Origin of the sequence: Granulicatella balaenopterae, assembly GCF_900111135.1 — a bacterium.
Classification (GTDB): domain Bacteria; phylum Bacillota; class Bacilli; order Lactobacillales; family Aerococcaceae; genus Granulicatella; species Granulicatella balaenopterae.
Genome location: NZ_FOGF01000037.1, coordinates 1 through 21,445, shown reverse-complemented (window position 1 = coordinate 21,445; position 21,445 = coordinate 1). Strand labels below are relative to the sequence as shown.

The 21,445-nt window shown below is 32.8% G+C and carries 23 protein-coding genes and 1 riboswitch; of the genes, 10 read left to right on the top strand and 13 right to left on the bottom strand.

Annotation, left to right across the window (positions count from 1 at the left end; all coding sequences use genetic code 11):
* Positions 1-374 precede the first annotated feature (374 nt).
* From rplI to dnaA, 10 genes are all read right to left on the bottom strand, one after another.
* Positions 375-827, bottom strand: coding sequence for a 50S ribosomal protein L9 (gene rplI / locus BMX09_RS07970; protein WP_089747499.1), 453 nt, complete (start codon positions 825-827; stop codon positions 375-377).
* A gap of 387 nt (positions 828-1,214) precedes the next feature.
* Positions 1,215-1,454: a 30S ribosomal protein S18 gene (gene rpsR, locus BMX09_RS07965; protein ID WP_089747497.1), complete on the bottom strand. Its 240-nt coding sequence runs from the start codon at positions 1,452-1,454 to the stop codon at positions 1,215-1,217.
* 25 nt (positions 1,455-1,479) lie between these two features.
* The gene (gene ssb, locus BMX09_RS07960) at positions 1,480-2,022 is read right to left on the bottom strand and encodes a single-stranded DNA-binding protein (RefSeq protein ID WP_089747495.1); all 543 of its coding nucleotides are present in this window, start codon (positions 2,020-2,022) and stop codon (positions 1,480-1,482) included.
* Positions 2,023-2,060: 38 nt separating this feature from the next.
* Positions 2,061-2,360: a 30S ribosomal protein S6 gene (gene rpsF, locus BMX09_RS07955; RefSeq protein WP_089747493.1), complete on the bottom strand. Its 300-nt coding sequence runs from the start codon at positions 2,358-2,360 to the stop codon at positions 2,061-2,063.
* 183 nt (positions 2,361-2,543) lie between these two features.
* A complete protein-coding gene (gene gyrA / locus BMX09_RS07950) occupies positions 2,544-5,132 on the bottom strand; it encodes a DNA gyrase subunit A (protein WP_089747491.1) in 2,589 nt (862 codons plus the stop codon).
* Between the two features lie 52 nt (positions 5,133-5,184).
* Positions 5,185-7,113, bottom strand: a complete 1,929-nt coding sequence (gene gyrB / locus BMX09_RS07945) for a DNA topoisomerase (ATP-hydrolyzing) subunit B (RefSeq protein WP_089747504.1) — start codon at positions 7,111-7,113, stop codon at positions 5,185-5,187.
* 23 nt (positions 7,114-7,136) lie between these two features.
* Positions 7,137-8,246: a DNA replication/repair protein RecF gene (recF, locus tag BMX09_RS07940; RefSeq protein WP_089747489.1), complete on the bottom strand. Its 1,110-nt coding sequence runs from the start codon at positions 8,244-8,246 to the stop codon at positions 7,137-7,139.
* Positions 8,243-8,500 carry a S4 domain-containing protein YaaA gene (yaaA, locus tag BMX09_RS07935; RefSeq protein ID WP_089747488.1) on the bottom strand — a complete coding sequence of 86 codons (258 nt, stop codon included), beginning with the start codon at positions 8,498-8,500 and terminating at the stop codon, positions 8,243-8,245. The genes recF and yaaA overlap by 4 nt, the downstream gene beginning before the upstream one ends.
* Positions 8,501-8,770: 270 nt before the next feature.
* Entirely contained in the window at positions 8,771-9,922 is a 1,152-nt protein-coding gene (dnaN, locus tag BMX09_RS07930; RefSeq protein ID WP_089747485.1) for a DNA polymerase III subunit beta, read from the bottom strand.
* A 183-nt stretch (positions 9,923-10,105) separates the two neighbouring features.
* Positions 10,106-11,503 carry a chromosomal replication initiator protein DnaA gene (gene dnaA, locus BMX09_RS07925; RefSeq protein ID WP_089747483.1) on the bottom strand — a complete coding sequence of 466 codons (1,398 nt, stop codon included), beginning with the start codon at positions 11,501-11,503 and terminating at the stop codon, positions 10,106-10,108.
* Positions 11,504-12,124: 621 nt separating this feature from the next.
* Here dnaA and rpmH point away from each other — a divergent pair.
* The 6 genes from rpmH (at position 12,125) to BMX09_RS07895 (ending at position 16,606) form a co-directional block, all read left to right on the top strand.
* Entirely contained in the window at positions 12,125-12,259 is a 135-nt protein-coding gene (gene rpmH, locus BMX09_RS07920) for a 50S ribosomal protein L34 (protein WP_089747481.1), read from the top strand.
* 97 nt (positions 12,260-12,356) lie between these two features.
* Positions 12,357-12,746 carry a ribonuclease P protein component gene (rnpA, locus tag BMX09_RS07915; protein WP_089747479.1) on the top strand — a complete coding sequence of 130 codons (390 nt, stop codon included), beginning with the start codon at positions 12,357-12,359 and terminating at the stop codon, positions 12,744-12,746.
* A complete protein-coding gene (gene yidC, locus BMX09_RS07910) occupies positions 12,730-13,557 on the top strand; it encodes a membrane protein insertase YidC (RefSeq protein ID WP_177159582.1) in 828 nt (275 codons plus the stop codon). The genes rnpA and yidC overlap by 17 nt, the downstream gene beginning before the upstream one ends.
* 71 nt (positions 13,558-13,628) lie before the next feature.
* Positions 13,629-14,393 (top strand): RNA-binding cell elongation regulator Jag/EloR, encoded by a 765-nt coding sequence (gene jag / locus BMX09_RS07905; protein ID WP_089747474.1) that lies wholly within the window; start codon positions 13,629-13,631, stop codon positions 14,391-14,393.
* Between the two features lie 117 nt (positions 14,394-14,510).
* Complete coding sequence (gene sstT / locus BMX09_RS07900) at positions 14,511-15,728, top strand: serine/threonine transporter SstT (RefSeq protein WP_089747471.1); 1,218 nt, start codon at positions 14,511-14,513, stop codon at positions 15,726-15,728.
* Between the two features lie 65 nt (positions 15,729-15,793).
* A riboswitch (FMN riboswitch) is annotated at positions 15,794-15,907 on the top strand.
* A 78-nt stretch (positions 15,908-15,985) separates the two neighbouring features.
* Complete coding sequence (locus BMX09_RS07895) at positions 15,986-16,606, top strand: ECF transporter S component (protein WP_089747470.1); 621 nt, start codon at positions 15,986-15,988, stop codon at positions 16,604-16,606.
* 48 nt (positions 16,607-16,654) lie between these two features.
* Here the strand turns inward: BMX09_RS07895 and BMX09_RS07890 are convergent, their stop codons facing one another.
* The gene (locus BMX09_RS07890; protein WP_089747468.1) at positions 16,655-17,107 is read right to left on the bottom strand and encodes a Dps family protein; all 453 of its coding nucleotides are present in this window, start codon (positions 17,105-17,107) and stop codon (positions 16,655-16,657) included.
* 278 nt (positions 17,108-17,385) lie between these two features.
* On the opposite strand from BMX09_RS07890, the gene BMX09_RS07885 reads away from it, so the two are divergent.
* The 4 genes from BMX09_RS07885 to BMX09_RS07870 all read left to right on the top strand — a co-directional run bounded on the left by BMX09_RS07885 (position 17,386) and on the right by BMX09_RS07870 (position 20,777).
* On the top strand, positions 17,386-18,054 hold the full coding sequence (locus BMX09_RS07885; RefSeq protein WP_089747466.1) for an NAD(P)H-dependent oxidoreductase: 669 nt from the start codon (positions 17,386-17,388) through the stop codon (positions 18,052-18,054).
* Between the two features lie 32 nt (positions 18,055-18,086).
* Positions 18,087-18,947: an epoxyqueuosine reductase QueH gene (locus BMX09_RS07880; RefSeq protein WP_089747464.1), complete on the top strand. Its 861-nt coding sequence runs from the start codon at positions 18,087-18,089 to the stop codon at positions 18,945-18,947.
* A 41-nt stretch (positions 18,948-18,988) separates the two neighbouring features.
* Positions 18,989-20,014, top strand: coding sequence for an aromatic acid exporter family protein (locus BMX09_RS07875; RefSeq protein WP_245711152.1), 1,026 nt, complete (start codon positions 18,989-18,991; stop codon positions 20,012-20,014).
* A gap of 124 nt (positions 20,015-20,138) precedes the next feature.
* Complete coding sequence (locus BMX09_RS07870) at positions 20,139-20,777, top strand: MBL fold metallo-hydrolase (protein ID WP_089747462.1); 639 nt, start codon at positions 20,139-20,141, stop codon at positions 20,775-20,777.
* 116 nt (positions 20,778-20,893) lie between these two features.
* On the opposite strand, the gene BMX09_RS07865 is transcribed toward BMX09_RS07870, so the two are convergent.
* Together BMX09_RS07865 and BMX09_RS10495 are read right to left on the bottom strand one after the other, a co-directional pair.
* Positions 20,894-21,226, bottom strand: a complete 333-nt coding sequence (locus BMX09_RS07865; RefSeq protein WP_089747460.1) for a hypothetical protein — start codon at positions 21,224-21,226, stop codon at positions 20,894-20,896.
* A 63-nt stretch (positions 21,227-21,289) separates the two neighbouring features.
* Positions 21,290-21,445: hypothetical protein (locus BMX09_RS10495; protein ID WP_177159581.1), on the bottom strand; the 156-nt coding region annotated here is incomplete at its 5' end.

Sequence of the window (21,445 nt, the reverse complement as noted above, 5' to 3'; positions counted from 1 at the left end):
TTTAAAATGAAGCCCCTACACATTTGGTTCGTCTTCTTTGTTCAATTTTCAAAGTTCAATTCATTGTCTCGTTGACAACTATTTAATAATAGCATATTCCGTTTCTTTCGTCAAGTCTTTTTTTTATTTTTTAAAAATATTTTCAAAGTTTGTTGAATGTTTTTATCTTTTCGAAACAATAAACATATATTATCATGATTCTTTACCTCTTGCAACAGTTTTTTTAAATTAAAAACGTTTTCATTTTTATACTTTTCATCATTTTAATCTTTTGAAATTAATATTTAAAAGCGATAATGTTTTCATCTTCTATCTATATAGAAATAAAAAAGTATTAATGATTAAATTCATTAATACTTTTTTATTTCTATTATTTATTTAGCTACGGTTTCAACAGTTAAAATTGCTGTAACATCATGATGTAATTTAACTGGTACACGAGTAAAACCAATAGCTTTAATTGGCGCTGGTAAGTCAAATTTTCTACGATCTAATTTAACATTAAATTTTTTTTCAAATTCAGCAGCAATTTGTTTTGCAGGGATTGAACCAAAAATACGTCCATCTTCACCTGCTTTAGTAGCAATTGTTACTACTGTATCTTCTTGTTCTAAAAATTCTTTTAATTTTTTAGCTTCCGCTAATACTTCAGCATCATGTTTTTTTTGAGCTTTCTTTTGCCCTTCTAACATTGCTACATTACTGTTTGTAGCTTCTTTAGCATAACCGTTTTTAATTAAAAAGTTTTGAGCATATCCATCAGCTACATTTTTCATTTCGCCTTTTTTACCTTTACCTTTAACATCTTTTAAAAAAATCACTTTCATATTTTTGCCTCCTACCATTTTAATTATCAACTAGCTATTATTACTAACAACTATTCTTTTTAATTTTAACATAAAGCTTTCTGTAGTTAAACTGTTTTAATTTATTACGAACTATCATTTAGCTTTGTTCCATGTGAAACACTCTTATTTAGATTATTTTTGTTCCACGTGAAACTAGTTGAATAGCCTATAATCGTAAAAATTATTCATTTATTTTTTTTTACTTTGCGATGCTTTTTTAGATTATTATAGATTTGGTTCATCACTTTATCGATTATCATGCAAACTACGTATGAAGCTATAGTTTAGAAAGTTTATTGGTTCTATCTTTTAAAATTCTCCATAAAAAAAGACACCATCTAAGATAGTGTCCATTAATTGTTATTATTAATCCATTGTTGTAAACGGTAATAATCCCATAATACGAGCGCGTTTGATAGCAACTGTTAAAGCACGTTGGTGTTTAGCACATGTACCAGTTACACGTCTAGGTAAAATTTTACCTTTTTCTGAGATATAACGTTTTAATAAATCTACATCTTTATAGTCGATATAATCGATATGGTTAGCAGTGAAGTAGCAAACTTTTTTACGTCTGCGCATTCCGCCTCTACGTTGTTGAGCCATTATAATTCCTCCTTATTAAATTGATTTAAAATGGTAAATCATCATCTGAAATATCAATTGTTTCTCCATTCGACATAAATGGATCAGCAAACTGATTCAATGATGAATTTGGAGTAGATTGGGATGAATTATTATTAGTTTGTGATTGGTTAGAAAACGAATTGAACTGGTTTTGATTTTGGTTAAAGTTTTGGTTTGCACCAAAATTACCAGTACTACCACTTTCAATTGGTCTTTGTTCAGTAACGCTACGTGATTCTAGTAATGAGAAGTTCTCAACTAAAATTTCAGTAACGTAAACACGTTGACCTTGTGCATTTTCATAATTACGTGTTTGAATACGTCCTTCAACACCAACTAATGACCCTTTACGAGTAAAGTTTGCAAAGTTTTCTGCAGCTTTACGCCAAATTACACAGTTGATAAAGTCAGTTTCGCGTTCACCTTGTTGGTTCGTAAAATTACGATTAACAGCAAGGGAAAAAGTTCCAACAGCTGTTCCATTACCAGTATAACGTAAGTCAACTGGTCTAGTTAAACGACCCACTAATACCACATTATTAATCATCTTTCGTACTCCTTTCAAAATTTTACTGTTTTTTAGAATTATGCTTCTAATTTTACGATCATGTGACGTAAAATATCGTTGTTGATTTTAGCTAAACGAGCAAATTCGTCTAATGCTACAGAATCTTCAGCAGTGATGTTCACTAAATGATAGAATCCTTCACGGAAATCATTGATTTCGTATGCAAAGCGACGTTTCGCCCAGTCTTTAGATTCAACAACTACTGCACCGTTATCTGTTAATACAGCATCGAATTTTGAAACCAATTCAGCTTTAGCAGCTTCATCAATGTTTGGACGAATGATGTATAAGATTTCATATTTAGATGTTTTATTCATTTGACTGTTACCTCCTTATGGACTTTTGGCTCATTCGGTTGAATAAGCAAGGAGAGTTATCTTTCGATTACTCACTTCTGTAAATTATAGCAGACAATATTTTGTTTTTCAAGAGAAACACTTTGATAATCTAACTTTTTTTAAAACAAAAAAGAAGGAGATCTCTCCCTCTTTTTATTTAGATTATTCTTTAGTTTGTTCGTCAACTAATTCTTGTGCAAATGATTGTAATTTATCTTGAACAACTACATCTTCAGTTACTTCTTCATTAGTTGTCTCTTCAATCGCTACTCGCTCTGTAACTTCTGTTAATTCGGCTTGTTCTTGTTCTACTTCTTCAGCTTCGACAATCGCAATTGATGCTACTTGTGAATCTGAATCTAAACGCATCATACGCACACCTAATGTGTCACGCCCTGTTTGAGATACACCAGCAACACTAAAGCGAATAATAACCCCTTTATCAGTCATTACCATGATATCTTCATCACCAGTAACTGTACGTAAACATACTAATGGTCCGTTTTTATCGGTAATGTTAATTGTTTTAACTCCTTTACCGCCACGATTTTTAAGTGCGTATTCTTCTGATTTTGTACGTTTACCATAGCCATTTTCACTAACAACTAATACTTCGCGGTCGTCTCCTAATAAGTCCATTCCGATTACATAGTCGCCTTCACGCAAGTTAATACCACGTACACCGCTAGCAGTACGTCCCATTGAGCGAACTTTTGATTCATGGAAACTTGCTGCATATCCTTGGTGAGTACCAATTACAACGCTATTATCACCACTGGTTACAACTACACGAATTAATTGGTCATCTTCACGTAAATGAATCGCACGCAAACCGTTTGTACGAATATTTTTAAAATCTTTCATATCTACTCGTTTAACTGTACCATGTAAGGTTGTAAAGAATAAATAGTGATTTTCATTTAAGCCATCAACAGCAATAATCGCTTGAATACTTTCGTTTGAATCGATATTTAATAGGTTAATTACTGGTAACCCTTTTGCGGTACGACCGTATTCTGGAATCTCATATCCTTTAGCACGGTAAACTTTACCAGTATTTGTAAAGAATAGTAATGAATCATGTGTGGAACATGAAATCATTGTTTCTACGAAATCATCGTTATGAACGCCCATTCCTTGTACTCCTCGTCCACCACGTTTTTGCGTTTTAAATTCAGTACTTGGTTGGCGTTTGATGTATCCGTTATTAGTCAATGTAACAACGATATTTTCTTCTTCGATTAAATCTTCATCTTCTAAGCTTAGTGCTTCACCAATTAATAGTTCCGTACGGCGAGGATTATCAAATTTATGTTTGATTTCTAATAATTCGTCTTCAATAATTTGATAACGTTTTTCTTCGCTGGCTAGAATTTCATTTAATTCCGCAATGAAGATTTGTAATTCGTGATGTTCTGCATCGATTTTTTCACGTTCTAATCCCGTTAAACGAATCATACGCATATCTAAAATCGCTTGCGCTTGTTTATCTGACAGGCCATATTTTTCAATAAAAATAGCTTTTGCCTCATCTCCACTCTTAGAACTACGTAAAATAGCAACAATGGCATCAATATGATCTAAGGCGATTTGTAAACCTTCTAAAATGTGGGCACGTGCTTCAGCTTTTTGTTTATCAAATTCTGCACGACGTCTAATTACATCTTCTTGGTGTTCTAAGTAATAGCTTAAAATTTCTTTTAAGTTTAAGACACGTGGAACACCGTCAGCAATTGCTAACATATTGAAGCCGAATGATGTTTGTAGTGAAGTTAATTTGTATAAATTGTTTAATACTACCGTCGCACTAACGTCACGACGAACTTCGATAACAACACGCATTCCTGTTCGATCTGATTCATCGTTTAAGTAGGTGATGCCGTCAACTTTTTTCTCACGGTGTAATTCAGCAATACGTTCCACTAATTTAGCTTTATTCACCATATATGGTAATTCAGTGATAATAATACGTTCTTTACCATTTTTTAGTTCTTCAATCGCTACACGTCCACGAATGGTAATTGATCCACGACCTGTTTCATAAGCTTTACGGATTCCTGATTTACCTAGAACAATCCCACCTGTTGGGAAATCCGGTCCAGGTAGAGCTTCCATTAATTCCATAGTTGTTGCATCTGGATTTTTCATTAGGATATGTAATGCACTAATCACTTCACCTAAATTATGTGGTGGAATATTGGTTGCCATCCCTACTGCAATACCAGTTGCTCCATTAACTAAAAGGTTAGGAATACGCGCTGGTAATACTTCTGGTTCACGTTCACTGCCGTCATAGTTATCGCGGTAGTCAATTGTTTTTTTATTGATATCTCTTAACATTTCTAGTGCGATTTTTGACATACGTGCTTCTGTATAACGCATCGCTGCGGCTCCATCACCATCAACTGAGCCAAAGTTTCCGTGTCCATCAACTAAGGGATAACGATAACTAAAATCTTGTGCCATACGAACCATTGATTCATAAATTGCACTATCTCCATGTGGGTGATATTTCCCCATGACATCCCCAACAATACGGGCTGATTTTTTATGTGGTTTATCTGGCGTTACACCAAGTTCATGCATGCCATATAAAATACGGCGATGAACTGGTTTTAAGCCATCGCGTACATCAGGTAATGCACGCGATACAATAACACTCATTGAATATTCTAAAAAGGATTTGCGCATTTCTTTGGCTAATTCAATTTTTTCGAATGATTCAACAGGTAAATTAGTTTCTTCAGACATTTTAGTTCTCCTATTCTTGAATCTTTTTCTACTCTAGTGATACTTAACTGTATTAAATATCTAAATTTTCAACGTAGCGAGCATTTGCTTCGATAAATTCACGTCTAGGTTCTACTTTTTCACCCATTAACATATCTAATACTCGATCAGCTTCTGCTGCATCTTCTACAGAGACTTGTAACATACTTCTATTCTCTGGATTCATCGTTGTATCCCATAATTGTTCAGCATCCATTTCACCTAACCCTTTATAGCGGGAAATTGTTACTTTTGGTGATGCTGGCAATTCTTTTAATTTTTCGTTTAATTCTTCTTCCGATTGCATATAATACTCATTTTTACCTTGTTTTACTTTATATAAAGGTGGTTGAGCAATATAAATATAACCTGCTTCGACAGCTGGTTTCATGTAACGATAGAATAATGTGATTAAAAGAGTTCTAATATGTGCTCCATCGACATCAGCATCGGTCATGATTACTAATTTATGGTAACGAGCTTTATCTAGATTGAAGTCGCCACCAAAGCCTGTTCCCATTGCTGTAAATAGTGAACGAATTTCTTCGTTGGCTAAGATTTTTTCTAGTGAAGCTTTTTCAACATTTAAAATCTTACCTCGAATTGGTAAAATTGCTTGGAAATGACGAGAGCGACCTTGTTTTGCTGATCCACCCGCTGAATCCCCTTCGACAATATATAATTCAGAAATTGTTGGATCATTACTTGAACAATCTGATAATTTACCAGGTAAGTTAGAAATTTCTAAACCTGATTTTTTACGAGTTACTTCACGTGCACGTTTAGCAGCCATACGAGCTTTTGAAGCTAAAATACCTTTTTCAACAACTTTACGAGCTACTTGAGGGTTTTCCATTAAGAATTTTTCGAAATGGGTTGAGAATAAACGATCACAAATTGTACGCGCTTCTGAGTTCCCTAATTTTGTTTTTGTTTGTCCTTCAAATTGTGGGTCTGGATGTTTAATCGAAATTACGACTGTTAAGCCTTCACGAACATCTTCCCCAGTTAAATTATCTTCATTTTCTTTTAACAATTTTTGACGTTTTGCATAATCGTTAATGACACGAGTTAGAGCTGTTTTAACACCTGATTCATGTGTTCCACCTTCATAAGTATGGATATTATTCGTAAAACTTAAAATATTAGTATGATAGCCACTTGTATATTGCATTGCTACTTCAACTTGAATATCATCTTGTTCGCCTTCAACATAAATTGGTTCTTCAAATAATACTTTTTTAGATTCGTTTAAAAAGGCAACATAACTCTTAATTCCACCTTCATAGTAATAAGTGCGTGATAAATCCTCAACACGTTTATCAGTAATAGTTAAACGCAACCCTTTATTTAAGAAAGCTAACTCACGAACACGAGTAGCTAATGTGTCAAAATTAAATTCAATCGTTTCTTTAAAGATTTCTGGGTCTGGTGAAAAACTTACTTTAGTCCCATGTTTTTCGGTTTGGCCAACGACTTTTAAGTCACTAACAACTGTTCCACGTTTATATGATTGCTCATAAATATTACCATTTTTGAATACTTGTACGGTTAAACTAGTTGATAAAGCATTAACAACAGAGGCACCTACCCCGTGTAGTCCACCTGATACTTTATAGCCTCCACCGCCAAATTTACCACCCGCGTGAAGTACTGTAAAGACTGTTTCAACAGCTGGTCTACCTGTTTTTTCTTGAATATCAACGGGGATTCCACGTCCATTATCCATTACAGTAATACTATTATCTTGATTAATCGCAATTTCAATATGAGTTGCAAACCCAGCTAAAGCTTCATCGATTGAGTTATCGACAATTTCCCAAACTAAGTGATGTAAACCAGCTGCACTAGTCGTACCAATATACATACCAGGTCTTTTTCGAACGGCTTCTAAACCTTCCAATACCTGAATCTGACTAGCATCATATTGAGAAGCCAATTCTTTATTCATTTCTTCTGACATACGTTTTTTCACGCTCCATTTTCCTAAATCACTTTACCACCTTGAATTTTAAAAATTTTTGGTGGATTTATAAATTGTTGTTTAATTCCATCTATACTTGTTGTTGTTAAAAAAGTTTGAACTTTATTTTCAATTGCTTTAATCAGATGAGTCTGCCTTTCATCATCCAATTCACTTAATACATCATCTAGTAAAAGAATGGGATATTCACCAATCATTTCCTTCATCAACTCAATCTCTGCTAACTTCAAACTCAAAACAGTTGAGCGTTGTTGCCCTTGAGAGCCATACGTTTGGACCTCTTTTTCGTTAATATAAAAAATAACATCATCTCGGTGGGGGCCAATCAAAGTTGTGCGGTGTTCAATCTCTCTTTTTTTATTCTTTTCGTAATGAACTAGTAATTCTTGATATAACTCTTCTTCACTCATAGACTCCTCTATTGGAAAACTAGAACGATATTTTAAAGAAAATTGTTCTGTTTGATGTGAAATTTCTTGATGAATAGGAATTGCTAATTGCTCTAATTTATCTATAAAATCTAAACGATAACGCAAAATAGAAGCTGCTAACTTACTAACTTGTTCCGTTAATACTTCTAAATAGATATAATCAGCTGATTTACTTAAGCTTAATTGCTTTAAATAGGCATTTCGTTGCTTAATAACCTTCTGATATTCGACTAATTCATATAAATAAACTGGATTCATCTGTCCTAATTCCATATCAATAAATTTACGACGATTACTCGGTGCGCCTTTAACTAAATTAAGATTCTCCGGCGCAAATAAAATAACATTCAATTGCCCCAAATAACTACTTAAGCGACGTTGCTCTAAATGATTTACTCGTGCTACCTTACCTTTTTTAGAAATTTGAACTTCTAAAGGTACTGTATTCGTCCTTTTTTCGACAACACCTTTAATAATCGTTTGCTCACTGTCCCAACCAATCAATTCCTTATCATTACTTGTTCGATGGCTTTTTGTCATTGCTAATGCATAAATTGATTCCATTAGGTTTGTCTTACCTTGAGCATTTTCTCCAATAAAAATCTGAACACCTTCTGTAAATTCTAAAGTCATCTCTTGATAGTTACGAAATGATTGCAGATTAAGTTGCTTTAATTTCATGCAATAGTTAGTTCACTTTCTTCAACTGCTTCTTCACTACCTTGCTTAATAATAAAGAATCCTTCGCCAGGCACTTCTACTTGTGTTCCAGGAAATAACTTTTTACCACGTCTATTTTCTGGTTCGCCATCAACGAAAATAACATATTCTTGCAAGTACCATTTAGCTTGTCCTCCAGTTGAAATAATATCTACATGTTTTAAAAAACGACCTAATGTAATAAAGTCATCTTCAATTAATACAATCTTTGTCATCTCATCCCTCTTTTCTGATTATCCCGTTCAAACTTAATTACGCTTATTTTAAGCATAATATTCCATTTGTTATTATACTCCGCAAAATAGATTCATGCAACTTAATCGCCTAAAAATGAAATTTAAAGCATTTTAGAGCATTTTCAATAAAAAACCTTGATTTAAGTAAAAATAAAAATTTGATAGTATTTTTTGCCAAATTAATTATTTAAAGTTAAATAAAAAAGCTATTCACTGATAAAACAGTAAATAGCAAAGAGTTAACATTCATTAAAAAGTACGAACTGGTGTGATCAATTGAATAAAATTATAATCAATATCTAAAGTTGATTCAGTCGGTCTTAATGTAAATGGTCTTACTGGAGATAAGAAATGAATTGAAATTTCCGCTTGACCAAATTGACGTAATGCATCTTTCATGTAATCTGGGTTGAATGAGATTTCCAAATCATCTCCTGTAATTGATTGATATACTAATTCTTCTTTTACAGTTCCAATTTCAGGTGAATGTCCTGTTAACTGTGCTTCTGAAGCTTTTAAACTTAATTTTACGATATTGTTATTGCCAACATGCGACATTAATGAAGCACGTTCAATAGCTGAGAGTAATTCACTTGCCACCATTGTTAAAGTTGTATTGGAATCATTCGTAATTAAACGATCTGTATCCGGATAACGCCCATCTAATAAACGTGAATAGAATGATAAACGATCAGTATGGAATAATACTTGATTATCAGTAATTGACATTGAAATTGATTCTAAACCTTCAACTATACGTGATAATTCTACTAATGTTTTACCAGGTATTGTAAAATCATAAGTCACATTTTGTCCTCCTACACTTGCAGGTAATGGAATAATACGTTGACTTAAGCGATGTGAGTCAGTTGCAACAGCTTTTAATAGGCCATCTTTAATTAAAATATGAATTCCTGTTAGTAATGGACGTGATTCCATTGTAGAAATTGCAATCGATGTATTTTGGATAATTTGTCTAAAAATAGGAACCGGTAATTCTACTACTTGCTCTACTTCTAATTCTGGTAAATGTGGATATTCAGCTGCATCGATTCCAATTAAGGTAAAAGAAGCATTTCCAGCTGTAATCGTTGCTTTTTTATTAGAGTCAATTGTTAATGTAAATACATCTGAAGGTAATTTTTTAATAATTTCACTAAAGAATTTTGCTGGTAATACAATACTACCTGGTTCATGTACTACTAATTGAGTATCTTCATCTTCTACTAAGATTGTCATTTCGATAGAAACATCTGAATCACTACCTGTAATTACTAATGAATCATTAGTAGCTAGTAATTTTACCCCTGTTAAGATTGGAATAGTTGTTCTTGATGGAATTGCTCTTTGAACATCGGCTAATTTTTTTAAAAATGCTAAACGATGAATTGATAGTTTCATATTGTCCTCCTAAATAATCTGCGTTGTGGTGATTTATTTTAATTTAATTTATAAAAAGATTAGTAATAGTAGTAGGGGATGTTAGTTCTGTGGATAAGTCCTTAAAACCTAGTAGCTGTAAGTTTTCATAGCATGGATAAACATGTGGATAACTTTTGCGAAAATCCCCTACTTATCCACATGTTAAGAAAGTTTTTTTGTTAACTCTTTAACGACTGCAGCTAAATCTTCTTGTTCTTTAATGGCATCATTAATCTTTTCATAAGCATGAATAACCGTTGAGTGGTCTTTTCCTCCAAATTCATGGCCGATTTTTGGTAATGAATTAGAAGTTAGTTCTCTTGATAGATACATAGCTAATTGGCGTGGTCCCACAATACTTTTTGTACGTTTTTTTCCTTTTAAATCTTCAACCGTAATATTATAGTAGCGTGCTACTTCTTGTTGAATTTCAAAAATAGTTACAACACGGTCGTTGCCATCTGGATAGTAGTTTTTCAAGGCTTCAGCAGCTAAATTAGTTGATATATCTTCACCTTTAGTTACGGAATAAGCTTGAACACGAACTAAGGCCCCTTCTAGTTCACGTACATTGGAATCAATTTGTCCCGCAATATAACTTAATGTTTCATTTTCAATCTCAATCCCTACTGCTTCTGCTTTTTTCGCTAAAATTGCAATACGAGTTTCTAAATCTGGCGGTGTAATATCAACTGGTAAGCCAGAAACAAATCGAGAAACTAAGCGTTCTTGTAAAGCTTTGATTTCTTTTGGTTGGCGATCACTAGTTAAGACGATTTGTTTTGAATTCATTAATAATTCATTGAATGTATGGAAGAATTCTTCTTGTGTAGCCTCTTTATCAGCAAAAAATTGAATATCATCTACTAATAATAAGTCAACACTACGGTATTTATTACGGAATTCATCTTGGGATTTGTTTCTTAATGATAAAATCAAATCATTTGTAAAGGTTTCACTAGTGACATACTTAACATGAGCATCAGGATTTATTTTTTTAAATTGATTTCCAATCGCTTGCATTAAGTGCGTCTTCCCTAAACCTACGCCTCCATAGAAGAAAAGTGGATTGTATAAAGTCCCTGGTTTTTCGGATACGACTAAAGCAGCTGCGTGTGCCATTTGACTTCCTGGACCAGTAATAAAGGTTTCAAAAGTGTATTTTGGATTTAATTTCGAATCATGTTCTGTTCCATTAGAACTACTTGCCCCAGTAGCTTTTTTAGTTGTTGTGGTTGCTGGAACAGTAGTTGTATTAGTGTTTTTTAAGACACTAGTTGGTTCAGTTTGATAGAATTGTTCTGCTTCAGCGCTATTTTTAACGATAAATTTAGGTTCAAATGGTCGTCTAATGACTTCGTAGCCTATTTGCATTAAATCTGAAGATAAATTATCTTCCCAATATTTTTTATGCGTTTCAGTAGGAACTTCAATATATAAAATGTCTTGAGCTAAGCTAATAGGTACGGCTGTGCTAATCCAATGCTTATAAGTCACTTCAACAGAAGTTTTTTTAAAGTGATCAGTAACAGTTGACCAAAGTTTTTCTAAGTTATCCACATGTTCACCTCCTAAATAATTTTTACATGTGCATATATTTTACCATTACTTGTGGATGAATGCTATAGAAAAAATTAGAAGTTATTCACATTGTGTGGATAACTATTTTTAATTATCCACAATGTTCAAAAATATTATCCACAAATCTGTGGAAAAACAGCTAAAAAAAAACAGAAATCACAGTTCTGAAATTAAAACAGTGGATAACTTTAATGGCTATAAAGACGATAATGACAAGCTTTCAAAAAACTTATCCACAAAAGAATGTTAAAAAGTGGATAACTTTAATAACACCGTGTGAAACTGTTGAAAAGTAGTGGATAACTTGTGGAATGTGGTGAAAAAAATGATAAAAAAAACAAGTGATGTGTAAATAAATGTTAATAATTATGGTGAAAAGATAAAAAATTATCTCTAAATTGATTTCTATAAGAGAAGTAAATTAAAAAAAAGAACGAGAATTCGCTAAAAAATTTATAGTAATTTCTATTTAAATGTGGTATCATATCTTAGTAACATTATAAAAGACAGAAGTTTCTTGACATTTCAAGAGATTATCCATATAATGTGAAGGAATGTCTAAGATATATAGACGCTATAATTTGAGGAGGTGTATTACACATGAAAAGAACATATCAACCTAAAAAACGTAAACGTCAAAGAGTTCACGGATTCCGTAAACGTATGAGTACTAAAAATGGTCGCCGCGTTATCGCGAATAGACGCCGTAAAGGAAGAAAAGTATTATCAGCCTAGATCACTGAACGTCAGTGGTCTTTTTTTTTAAGAAATAGGATAATCCGTTTTCAAACGGAAAAAGATAATATAAAATTAGATAAATAGGTGAGGATAGATGAGAAAATCATATCGTGTTAAAAAAGAAAAAGAGTTTCAGCGTGTGTTTCATCAAGGGGAATCGATTGCAAATCGTCAATTTGTAGTCTATCGATACCACCAACCTGAACAGAAACATTTTCGTGTTGGAATTTCTGTTAGTAAAAAATTAGGGAATGCTGTTACAAGGAATCATTTAAAAAGATATATCCGACAGTCATTAACTGACTTAAAACCAAATATAAATCCAGAGTATGATATGGTGATTATCGCTAGGAAGCCTATTGTAAAAATGTCTTACCATGAAGTTAAGAAAAGCTTAGTTCATGTGCTTAAATTAGCAACATTATTACCAAAAGAATTTGAATTAGAAAGTAGGACTTCTTATGAAAATGAAAAAACATACTAAGTTAGCCGCAATGGTTGCTGGATTGACGTTATTTTTAACAGCTTGTAGCACATCACCAATTACAGAGCAAAGCACAGGTTTTTGGGATAAAGGAATTGTATATAATTTCTCTCAATTTATTGTGTGGTTATCAGAAGTTTTTGGTGGTAGTTATGGTGTAGGTATTATTGTATTTACTATTATTACTAGGGTATTATTATTACCGTTAATGCATTTCCAATATAAAGCAACCCGTAAAACAGCAATTTTACAACCAAAAGTAAAAGAATTACGTGAAAAATATAGCAGTCGTGATCGCGAAACACAAATGTTACTACAAGAAAAGGTTTCTGAATTATATAAAGAAGAAGGGATTAATCAATATGCTGCATTAATTCCATTATTTATTCAATTACCAATTATGATTGCTTTATACCAAGCGATTAGTCGTACGGAAGTGTTAAAAACAGGAACTTTCTTATGGTTCCAATTAGATCAACCAGACCCATACTTTATCTTACCTGTATTAGCAGCCTTCTTTACTTTAGTGGTAAGTTGGTTAACTACTAAAATGCAAGATCAAGGTATGGCAAGTAAAATTATGATGTTTGTGATGCCAACAATGATTTTAGTGATTTCAATTCCATTACCGAGTATTTTAGGATTATACTGGGTAGTCGGAAATGTTTTCTCAGTTATTCAAACATTAGTAATGAATAATCCATTTAAATTCAGAAAAGAATTAGATGCTAAATTGTTGGCAGAAAAGCAACGTCAAAAAGCTTTGGAAAAAGCCAAAAACCCTAAGAAAAAACATACAAAACGTAAATAATCATATTGTGTCAAAACTGATAACATGAGATAATAACAAAAAGTATAGTAGGAATTAGGAGGATGTTCATTATGTCAGAATCAATTAAAGTGACAGGCGCATCAATTGAACAAGCTACCCGAAAAGGTTTAGCTAAATTAGGCTTAACAGAAGATGCTGTTGAAGTTGTCGTTATTGCAGAACCTAAAAAAGGATTATTTGGCTTTGGTAAAAAAGATGCCATTGTTGAATTAACGCCTAAAGCAGTTGAAGAAGTTACAACAACTGAAGAAGTTATAGAAAGTGCTTGTGCATGTCACTGCCAACAAAAAGCTCAAGAAGTAACAGAAGGTGAAGTAATAGAAGAAGTCGTTGATACAGAAGAAGTTGAAGAATCTTCAGGATATGAACAAGCAATTTATGAAACAAAACAATACTTAGAAAATCTTTCAGAAATTTATGGCGCACAATCAACAGTTACCGTTGAACAAGCAAAAGATTCATTAGTATTTCGTTTTGAAACAGACAAGCCAGGTTTATTAATTGGTAAACATGGTAAAATCTTAAATGCTTTACAAACATTAGCACAAGCTATGGTTCATCGTTATGTGCGTGGTCGTGTATCAGTTACCGTTGATGTAGGTGATTATCGCGAACGCCGCTCTAAAACATTGAAATCAATTGCAGAAAGAACGGCCGAAAGAGTATTGCGTACAAAACAACCAGTATTTTTAGAACCACTTCCAGCTTATGAGCGTAAACAAATTCATGCATATTTAAGTAATAATAAACATATTTCAACACATTCAGAAGGTAAAGAGCCACATCGTTATTTAGTAGTGGAAGTCGCTGAGTAAGTTAACTATTAGGGAGCTAAGCAGTTCATTTTGCTTGGCTCTTTTTTTATTTGACAGATGAAAGTTAAATGTTATAGTATGAAAAAACATACTCTATAAATAGAAAGGTGGTATGAGATGAAAGAAACATTTGAACGATGGAAGAACATTAGCTTAATTAAAAAAATTATTTTAGGATTAATCGTCGGGGTATGTTTAGGAATAGGGGTGCCGCAATGGACGATTATTAGTATTTTGGGACAATTATTTGTTGGTGCATTAAAATCGATTGCGCCTTTATTGGTCTTTTTTATTGTAATGAGTGCACTAGCGAATCATAAAAAAGGCAAGAAAACCAATATGGGAATCATTGCTTTATTATATGTATTAAGTACTTTTACGGCAGGTTTAACAGCTGTAATCGCAATTTTTTTATTTCCTGTACAATTAACTTTAGTAGAGAGTGCCATTGATATTGTGCCGCCTCAAGGAGTTGGTGAAGTATTAAAAGCAGTCTTACTAAAAACGGTTGATAATCCAATTGATGCGTTAATTCAAAGTAATTATATCGGCATATTAGCATGGTCAGTTATTTTTGGATTAGGATTTCAGACAAGTAGTAAAGAAATGAAAGCCTCTTTAAAGAGTATTTCTGAAATGATTTCAATTGTGATTGAATGGATTATTTCTTTTGCGCCATTAGGGGTGATGGGCTTAGTTTATGAAGTGGTTGCCAAAGATGGGGTTTCGGTATTTTTATCATATGGTGAATTATTAGTCGTATTATTAGGAACAATGCTAGTGATTACATTTATTGTGAATCCGCTAGTTAGTTATTTATTAATGCGTGAAAATCCCTATCCATTAATTTGGAAATGTTTAACGATTAGTGGGGTGACAGCTTTCTTTACGAGAAGTTCAGCGGCTAATATTCCAATTAATATGCAATTATGTGAAGAATTAGGTCTTGATGAGGATACTTATTCAGTTTCAATTCCTTTAGGAGCAACGATTAATATGTCGGGGGCTGCGATTACGATTTCGATTTTAACAGTAGCTGCTGCACAAACTGTTGGAATTCAAATTGATTTTCTAACAGCGGTCTTATTAAGTGTTTTAGCAACGATTTCGGCTTGTGGAGCTTCTGGAGTAACAGGTGGTTCGTTATTATTAATTCCGGTATCTTGTAGTTTATTTGGAATTCCAAATGATATCGCTATGCAAGTTGTGGGAATTGGTTTTATTATTGGAGTCCTTCAAGATGCTTGTGAAACAGCACTAAATTCTTCTACGGATGTATTGTTCACGGCAGTAGCTGAAAAATATGGTGAGCGTAAACAAAAGTCATTAAGCTAAGGATAAAATAAGCTGTAAAAGTTGTAAAAATAATTAACTGTGATAAAATGAACTTATTAATATTAAAACATTTTCGGGGCAAGGTGAGATTCCTGACCGGTGGTAAAAGTCCACGAGCTGAGGCATGATTTGGTGTAATTCCAAAACCGATAGTATAGTCTAGATGAGAGAAAATGCAATTTTTAAGTGTTATTTGGCATATCAAATAGGTGCTTAAAAGTTGAATATTCTACATTCCCGAGTATAGGAGGGAAAATATGTTTAAGAAGAGTCAAGATAGTCAACGGTTGCCAGTTAATCATTTAGTGATGATGAGTCTTTTCGGAGCGATTAGTGCTGTATTAATGGTGTTTGAATTTCACGTGCCATTTATACCACCCTTTATAAAGATGGATTTTTCTGAAGTTCCTGTAATTTTTAGTGGTTTTTTAATGGGACCAATTTATGGAGTGTATGTGGCTTGTATTAAGATTTTATTGAATTTCTTATTAAATGGCACAACGACTTTTGGGATTGGAGAATTAGTAAATCTAATTGGTAGTATGAGTTATGTATTGCCAGCAGCGTATTGGTATAGTCGCAAAGATCGTACTAAAAAAGCTGCAATCAAAGGAATTGCTTTAGGAACAGTAACAACAACTTTTGTGTTAGTCGTGCTAAATTATTTTATTATGTTTCCATTATATGCTAAGGTGATGAATTTCCCATTAGAAGCGATTGTAAATGCAACAAGTGCAACAAATCCGTTAGTACACGATCCATTTACCTTGATGATCTTTATGTTATTACCATTTAATCTATTCAAATATGGTGTAACAGGTATTGTAACAATGATGTTATATCCAAGATTAGAAAAAGTATTTTCACAGTTTAAATAATAAATAAAAAAGCAACTGCTTTTGCAGTTGCTTTTTTATTAGATGTTATTATGCACCTAAGTAAGCTGATAATAACCAGATTTCCTTTTCTAAATATGTACGAATTCCTAATGCCATATCAGCAGTTGCTTGATCATCATCTTCTTCTGATAAAGTCATTAATTCTGTTAATTCATCAATTAGTTGTTCTAAATCTTTTACTAATTGAACCATCATTTCATTTGCTGATTTTCCACCAACAGTTTCTTCTTTAATTGTTGCTAATTCTAAAGCTTCAGCCATTGTTGCAACTGGTAAACCTTGAATAGTTAATAAGCGTTCAGCAACTTCATCTAATGTTTCGTGGCTATAGTTATATAATTCTTCAAATTTTGCATGTAACGTGAAGAAAGCAGGGCCTTTTACAAACCAGTGATAGTTGTGTAATTTAGTATACATTACTGTCCAGTTAGCCACTTGTTGATTTAATAATTGTTTTTGTTTTGTGTTATTTGTTCTCATAATACTTCCTCCTTTTTATAATTCATTTCTGAATCTGACTGTATGATAACGCTAAGTTTAGTTTTTGTATAGTAAAATGCTCAAAAAAAATATAAAGAAATTCTAAAGAAAAAAATCTATAAAATAGTTATTGATAGTGAAAGATTTTTATTTTTGGCGGATGACTTCAGAAAGAATAGAAAAGTTAGGGAAAAACACTTAAGCATATTTGTTCTATATTTTTAGGGATGAGATATGATATAGTTGTTAAGTAATTTAATTTTAGGAGGAATAAGGTAATGGAGAAAGAATTATTAAAAAAACAAATGATGGAAGTAATGGCAAATCGTCACTCTATTCGTATATATGATTTAGATAAAAAAGTTAGTCGTGAAGATATGGATTATATTTTAGAGGCCGCACGTCTAAGTCCTAGTTCAGTAGGGTTAGAACCTTGGCGTTTTGTAGTATTAAATAATGCTGAAATGCGTGCACAAATTAGAGATTTAAGTTGGGGAGCGCATCCACAATTAGATACCGCTAGTGATTTTGTATTATTAATTGCTAAAAAAGGTGCTCGTTATGATTCAGAAATTTTTGATGAGCATATGAATCGTCGTGGTTTAACAGGCGATAAAAAAGATAGAGCTCTATCAATTTACAAAAAATTCCAAGAAGAAGATATGGATATTGCTAATTCGCCGCGTGCGTTATTTGACTGGGCAGCCAAACAAACGTATATACCAATGGCTAATATGATGACTGCTGCGACGATGATTGGGATTGATTCGTGTCCAATTGAAGGGTTTAATTATAAAAAAGTTGATGAGTATTTAACTGCAGAAGGTATTATTGATGGCGAAAAAGAAGGTGTTGCTGCAATGGTATCATTTGGTTATCGTGCGAAAGAACCAAAACATGCGAAAGCGCGTAGAAGTTATGATGAAGTAGTTACTTGGGTTGAATAAGAGTAACGGGGAATAAGAGAAGGGACTGCAACATGGAAGAATTTACAAATGCGACAAAATATTTAGAAAAGTTAAAAAATCAAAAAGTTAATTATGATAATGTCTTACGTAAGATGATTAAAGAGTGGGAAACAAAGGGATTAAGACCAAAGATAATGATGCATACTTGTTGTGCGCCATGTAGTACTTATACATTAGAATTTTTAGCACAATATGCGGATATCACTATTTTTTTCTCAAATTCAAATATTCATCCTAAAACTGAATATATGCGTCGAGCGATTGAACAGCGTAAGTTTATTGAAAAATTTAATGAACGTACTAATAATCATGTTAATTTTTTAGAAGATGCTTATGATCCGCATACATTTGTAAAAATGGTGCAAGAAAATCATTTAGAAGAAGCGCGTGAAGGTGGCGAGCGTTGTACAGCTTGTTTTAATATGCGTTTGGATCGTGTAGCTCAAATTGCGCAAGAACAAGGATTTGATTTCTTTGGTAGTGCTTTGACGATTTCACCTAAAAAAAATAGTCAAGTTGTGAATCAAGTTGGTTTAGAAGTACAAAAAGTGTATTCAGTGGCTTACTTACCAAGTGATTTTAAAAAGAATATGGGTTATCAACGTTCAATTGAAATGTGTAAAGAGTATGATGTGTATCGTCAATGTTATTGCGGTTGTGTCTTTGCAGCGAAGATTCAAGGTGTTGATATGAAAGAAGTTAACCGCGATGCTAGAGAATATTTAAAACAAGAAGCAATGAATGCAGAAAATGGGGAAGTCCCAATGGTAAAACGTGCCGAAATTCCTTTCCGTTATGTCGTAAAAGATCAACAACAAGCCCAATCATCAGAAAAACAAAATGATCAACATGCGTCTGATTGTGGTTGTTAATTAGAAGTGACGGGAGATAGTTTTACGACTAATGAGTTCGAATGGTTGTAAAACTATTTTTTGTGACTTTACTAGAGAAAAAAGAAAAGGGTGAAGTTATGAAGTTAAAAACAATGAAAATTGTCTTGGCGACTTGTCTTGCGATTCTTTTGGCTCAATCTCTTGGATTAGCATATGCTAATTCAGCGGGTATTATTGCTATTCTAAGTGTATTAGATACTAAAAAATCTTCCCTAAGTACAGCATATAAACGAGTATTATCAACCATAGTAGCTTTAGCGATTGCTGTTGTGTCATTTTATATATTTGGATATTCAATTATTAGTTTCGGTGTCTATTTAGCAATTTATGTACCGATTGCTTATTATTTTGAATTACAAGCGGGAATTGCTCCTTGTTCTGTATTGGTTAGTCATTTATTGGTAGCTCAATCTCTTAGTTCTAATGCATTAGCAAATGAAGTGGCTTTGATGATTATTGGGGCTGGAGTAGCGATTTTAATGAACAGTTACATGCCGTCGCGTCAAAAAAAAATCGATTACTATAAAGCTGAAGTGGAAGAATTAATGCGGATGATTTTATTAGAACTCCATGAAGCATTATTAAATGGAAATATCTGTCAAGATGATGTCATCTTAGTTTTATTAAAACAAGCTATTTGTAATGGAAAAAATGAAGTTTATCATGAACAAGCCAATCGATTATTTACCCAAACGGATTATGATGTTCATTATTTTGATATGCGTAAGCAACAAGAAAGATTATTAGAAGTGATGATGAAAAATATTAATCTTTGTTCGATGGAAGTTAGTGAAGCTAAAATTTTAGCAGGTATGTTTTATTTAACGGCTAATCAATTAGCAGAAGTGAATCCGGCGACTTATTTATTAGAAGATATTGAGCAGTTATTAAATCAATTTCGCCAGCGTTCTTTACCACAAACCCGAGAAGAATTTGAAAAAAGAGCAATTTTATTCCAATTATTGAATGATTTTACTAATTTTATTCAATGTAAAGTTGATTTTTATGATGATTATGCAGATGAAAAAATTTTTACTAAGCATTAGATAGATTGTAAATAAAGTTATATCAAAATAAGAGTGCTTTTTATATAGGGGTAAGAATTGCTTGCATGTTCAGTTACTTTTTTGTAAAGTAAGTGATAAGTATTGAAGGGAAAGAGGAAAAAAGATGGAATTACTAGCATTAACACTTGGCAAATTAGAAGAAAATTGTTATTTCTTAATTGATGGCCAAAAGAAAACATTAATTTTTGATCCAGGTGCAGAACCAGAAGAAATCAAAAAAGTTATTGAAGAAGAAGGGTTAACACCACGCGCCATTTTATTAACACATGCACATTTTGATCATATTGGTGCAGTTGAAGAGATTCGTAACACGTATAAAATTCCAGTTTATATGAATGAAATTGAGAAAGACTTTTTAACAGATCCAACATTAAATTTATCAGAATTGATGGGTGAGGAAGTAGTCTGCAAGCCTGCTGATAAATATTATCCAGCAACAATGGGGGACTTTAAAGTAGGAAGTTTCCATATGAAATTAGCACATGTTCCAGGACATTCACCAGGTAGTACAGTTTTTATTTTTGAACAAAATGGCTTTTTGATTGGTGGGGATGTCTTATTTAAAGGTGGATGTGGCCGTACTGATTTCCCTGGAGGTAGTCATGAATTATTAATTAATGGTATTAAAGAAAAAATCTTACCATTACCAGGAAATATAGTTGTTTTACCAGGACATGGAGATGCAACAACAATTCAAGAAGAAATTGCAACTAATCCATACTTAAATGGACAAACAAGATAATTAGTAACTATAGTTTACCAGTTCATTAAATTGTACTGGTTTTTTTAATTTAAAAGCGTTCCACATGAAACAAAAAGCAGTCGAGTTTTGCGCCCAACTGCTTTTTGTGTTTATTCTTATTCAGATTCTTTTTCTTCATTTTTAATTGTTTGATAAAATTTTTCTTCTTTGGTCATAGCTTCTTCTAATGATAAAGGGGTAGATTTGTGGTTATTTACTTTCCCAATAATCGTGATTAAATCGTGGTGATTCAGATGAATAACTTTCCCTTCATTAACTAATACAAAATTATTTTCACTTAATTCAGCAGCAATCATTTGATGGTCAGTTGATTCAAGTAGATAGCACTTTAATGATGATTGAGTTGATTGTACTAATCGCAAAAAATCAGGTTTATCATTATAAAAACCTATTACAACACGATAGTTATTTAAATCTATTTTTTTCATAATAATCTCACCTTACCTTTGATTTGATAGATTCATTATAGCACTAATCAAACTTTTATCCTATTAATAGGAGTTTGCTAGGCGGATAATGGCTGTTGTTAAGCCGTCCACTTTGATGCCATCTGTTGTTAATGTGACGCCTGTTGGATTTTCGATAGCTGTTAGGCCAGCAGTTTGTGCATCGGCAATCACATCACCTTTTAGTAGAGCTTTTTCTTG

Excerpts from the sequence above, each read along its gene's own strand:
- BMX09_RS07865 (WP_089747460.1), bottom strand. The coding sequence starts at position 21,226 with ATGAAAAAAATAGATTTAAATAACTATCGTGTTGTAATAGGTTTTTAT.
- yaaA (WP_089747488.1), bottom strand. The coding sequence starts at position 8,500 with ATGACAAAGATTGTATTAATTGAAGATGACTTTATTACATTAGGTCGT.
- rpsR (WP_089747497.1), bottom strand. The coding sequence starts at position 1,454 with ATGGCTCAACAACGTAGAGGCGGAATGCGCAGACGTAAAAAAGTTTGC.
- gyrA (WP_089747491.1), bottom strand. The coding sequence starts at position 5,132 with ATGTCTGAAGAAACTAATTTACCTGTTGAATCATTCGAAAAAATTGAA.
- BMX09_RS07880 (WP_089747464.1), top strand. The coding sequence starts at position 18,087 with ATGGAAGAATTTACAAATGCGACAAAATATTTAGAAAAGTTAAAAAAT.
- jag (WP_089747474.1), top strand. The coding sequence starts at position 13,629 with ATGTCAGAATCAATTAAAGTGACAGGCGCATCAATTGAACAAGCTACC.
- BMX09_RS07890 (WP_089747468.1), bottom strand. The coding sequence starts at position 17,107 with ATGAGAACAAATAACACAAAACAAAAACAATTATTAAATCAACAAGTG.
- ssb (WP_089747495.1), bottom strand. The coding sequence starts at position 2,022 with ATGATTAATAATGTGGTATTAGTGGGTCGTTTAACTAGACCAGTTGAC.
- dnaN (WP_089747485.1), bottom strand. The coding sequence starts at position 9,922 with ATGAAACTATCAATTCATCGTTTAGCATTTTTAAAAAAATTAGCCGAT.
- gyrB (WP_089747504.1), bottom strand. The coding sequence starts at position 7,113 with ATGTCAGAAGAAATGAATAAAGAATTGGCTTCTCAATATGATGCTAGT.
- recF (WP_089747489.1), bottom strand. The coding sequence starts at position 8,246 with ATGAAATTAAAGCAACTTAATCTGCAATCATTTCGTAACTATCAAGAG.
- BMX09_RS07895 (WP_089747470.1), top strand. The coding sequence starts at position 15,986 with ATGTTTAAGAAGAGTCAAGATAGTCAACGGTTGCCAGTTAATCATTTA.
- BMX09_RS07875 (WP_245711152.1), top strand. The coding sequence starts at position 18,989 with ATGGTTGTAAAACTATTTTTTGTGACTTTACTAGAGAAAAAAGAAAAG.
- BMX09_RS07885 (WP_089747466.1), top strand. The coding sequence starts at position 17,386 with ATGGAGAAAGAATTATTAAAAAAACAAATGATGGAAGTAATGGCAAAT.
- BMX09_RS07870 (WP_089747462.1), top strand. The coding sequence starts at position 20,139 with ATGGAATTACTAGCATTAACACTTGGCAAATTAGAAGAAAATTGTTAT.
- yidC (WP_177159582.1), top strand. The coding sequence starts at position 12,730 with ATGAAAAAACATACTAAGTTAGCCGCAATGGTTGCTGGATTGACGTTA.
- rpsF (WP_089747493.1), bottom strand. The coding sequence starts at position 2,360 with ATGAATAAAACATCTAAATATGAAATCTTATACATCATTCGTCCAAAC.
- sstT (WP_089747471.1), top strand. The coding sequence starts at position 14,511 with ATGAAAGAAACATTTGAACGATGGAAGAACATTAGCTTAATTAAAAAA.
- rnpA (WP_089747479.1), top strand. The coding sequence starts at position 12,357 with ATGAGAAAATCATATCGTGTTAAAAAAGAAAAAGAGTTTCAGCGTGTG.
- rpmH (WP_089747481.1), top strand. The coding sequence starts at position 12,125 with ATGAAAAGAACATATCAACCTAAAAAACGTAAACGTCAAAGAGTTCAC.
- rplI (WP_089747499.1), bottom strand. The coding sequence starts at position 827 with ATGAAAGTGATTTTTTTAAAAGATGTTAAAGGTAAAGGTAAAAAAGGC.